Raw genomic sequence first — 2483 nt, forward strand, 5'->3', positions numbered from 1 at the left:
TCAATGTGGTTTTACCTGTCCCGTTCGGAGCCAGAACACCCATAGAGTTGCCTTTTTCCAACCGGAAAGACGCCCGATCAAGAATGACCTTGCGTTGGGTTCCAGTCCAGAAAGACTTACTGACCTCTTCGAATACCAGCATCAGACCTCTCTTGACTGGTTATACCACGAAACAACAACACAACCGTTAGCACGATTGTATTAACGATCGCTCTACTTTGTATCTTATACACATTATGTGTTTATTCAGAGGGAAAGTTCAATGGATCAACGCAGATTTGATCACAGTAAATGAACATAAAACGTCCCGGCCACAGATATTGCATGTGGCCGGGAAAAAAGTGGTGTAATTATAGCTCTTGTTTTTGAACTCGGCACAGCTTGCCTGCGATAATGGAAACAATCGCTGCGACAAAGCTGAACAATGCGCCCATCTTCGCTGCGGCTTGTACTGATTGGCCATCCAGCATCACAGAGCTGTCAAACGCCACGGCTGCGATAAACAACGACACAGTAAAGCCAATTGCTGCCACACAGCCAATCACAAATAGATCGATCGTGCGCATGCCTTGGGGCAGACCCAGTTTTAGAATATGGGCGCCAAACCAACCGAAGGCCAGAATGCCGATAGGCTTACCAATAATCAGGCCTGCCAGAACCAGCCAGGTTGGCGAGCCAATTGCAGAGAATTCCACGCCAGCGTTCAGCAGGCCGAAGAAGAACAGAGCGATTTCAACCGGGTGCTTCAGTTTGTGTTCAATATCGTTGAGCAGGTCAGTCAGATAACTTTCCGCTTCGGAGAAGATACCAAAGGCACGGTCTGCATGTGGGATTGTGACAACAATCGGCAACAGGCCTAGGGCAGGGTGAATACCAGCCTGCTGGAAGCCATACCAGCTGAAAGCACCTGCAATCAGATAGGGCCAGAAGCCGAAATATTTTCGTACCTTACTGGACATCGGACGCATCTGGTTGCCTTTGTCCATGCGACGCGGAAGGTCGTTGAAAAGAAACCAGACAAGTGCCGCAGCGCCAACGGATAGCAACAGCCACTCAGGGGCCAATTCGCCCGATGGGTAGAAGATCGCAAGAATAATCAGGCCAGCGGCATCATCCGCAATCGCCAAAAGCAACAGGAAGCGTACCGCAGGGTGGCCCGCGCCAAAGACGAGACGGCCAACCAGGTAAGCGAATGCGATATCTGTTGCAATTGGAACGGCCCAGCCATTGGCTACGGCGTCATAGGTGGTGGACCCAAGGAAAGCCGCCAAGCCTAGGTAAATCGCAATCGGGCCAATCATGCCGCCCAGTGTTGCAAACAAGGGGGTTGCTGCTTTCTTGCCGCGCAGAGAGCCGTTTTTCAGAATAACGGCTTCCCAGACCTCTTTTGCTGCGATGGCAAAGAAGAAGGCCATCAGCACATCGTTGACAAGATAATGGAAGGTCAGGACACGGGTGACATCACCAATGTCTTCGATGTGAAACTCGGCCCCGTATTTGTACACCCATTTCCCGGCGTCGGTGCCGACCCAGTCGTTGAACCAAATGGGGTATTCAACCACGTGATGATAGCTGTGTGGGTCAATATTGGCCCACACGAGAGCAATCAACGCCCCGAGGATCAGAAGTACAGAGTAATTTATGACGAAATTCCACACACGATACATATTTGGCGCGTTCCCTGATGTTTTTGTTTAGATCGATGTACGTGAAATTACGCCACGGAACAAGAGAAAGCGCAGGGGAATGTTCATCGCAGATTGGGGTAGTCAACGACCTGCTTGCAGCGCATGTATCTTACCGGCACTATTTTGCAGGGTTTTTGCTGTGGTATGTTAATCAGTTGTCGCAAGAAAATTTGATTTCTTCCGTCAGGAACAATGTTGTTATTATGATCCAGCCCGGATGTTCAGGTCGACAGATTTGGGTCACTTTTTCGTGCTCTGCGTTCTTTCTCTGGGCCTTTGGGGCGTCGGGGTTATAGTGAAGAAATGACCGACACGCTGCAAAAATTGAAAACAGAACTGACTGACTGCGTGCTTTGTGCAGATCGTTTCGCGCAAACCCATTCTGCACATTCGCCCAGACCCGTTGCCTGGTTTCAGCCCGGGGCGCGTATTTTGATTGCTGGACAGGCACCGGGAATGAAAGTGCATCTTTCGGGGCGTCCCTTTACGGATCCGTCCGGTGACAGGCTGCGCAACTGGATGGGTGTTGATGATCAGATATTTTACGACCAAGATCGTGTTGCTATTGTGCCGATGGCGTTCTGTTTCCCTGGCTACACTGAAAAAGGGTCTGATCTGCCACCTCCCAAGATCTGTGCGCAGACATGGCGTGCGCCGGTTTTACAGGCCTTGCCCGATGTGAAATTGACCCTTCTGGTGGGGGGCTATGCACAGAAATACCATCTGGGAAAGGCTGCCGCGGGTGGGGTAACCCGCACGGTTGAGGCCTGGCGCGACCATGCGCCTGCGATCTTT

2 protein-coding genes and 1 pseudogene are annotated in these 2483 nt (G+C 51.1%); 1 reads left to right on the forward strand and 2 read right to left on the reverse strand.

Going from position 1 to position 2483, the window contains the following annotated elements:
• Window positions 1–142 (reverse strand): annotated as a pseudogene (locus ACPGUT_RS15960) (ABC transporter ATP-binding protein); the annotation flags it as partial.
• 208 nt (window positions 143–350) lie between these two features.
• Window positions 351–1667, reverse strand: coding sequence for a Na+/H+ antiporter NhaA (locus tag ACPGUT_RS15965; protein ID WP_423993096.1), 1317 nt, complete (start codon window positions 1665–1667; stop codon window positions 351–353).
• Between the two features lie 324 nt (window positions 1668–1991).
• On the opposite strand from ACPGUT_RS15965, the gene ACPGUT_RS15970 reads away from it, so the two are divergent.
• Window positions 1992–2483: uracil-DNA glycosylase family protein (locus ACPGUT_RS15970; RefSeq protein WP_423993098.1), on the forward strand; the 492-nt coding region annotated here is incomplete at its 3' end.

Origin of the sequence: Halocynthiibacter sp. (assembly GCF_049608145.1) — a bacterium.
GTDB lineage: Bacteria > Pseudomonadota > Alphaproteobacteria > Rhodobacterales > Rhodobacteraceae > Halocynthiibacter.

Coding starts and splice junctions, on each gene's coding strand:
- ACPGUT_RS15965 (WP_423993096.1), bottom strand. CDS start 1,667: ATGTATCGTGTGTGGAATTTCGTCATAAATTACTCTGTACTTCTGATC.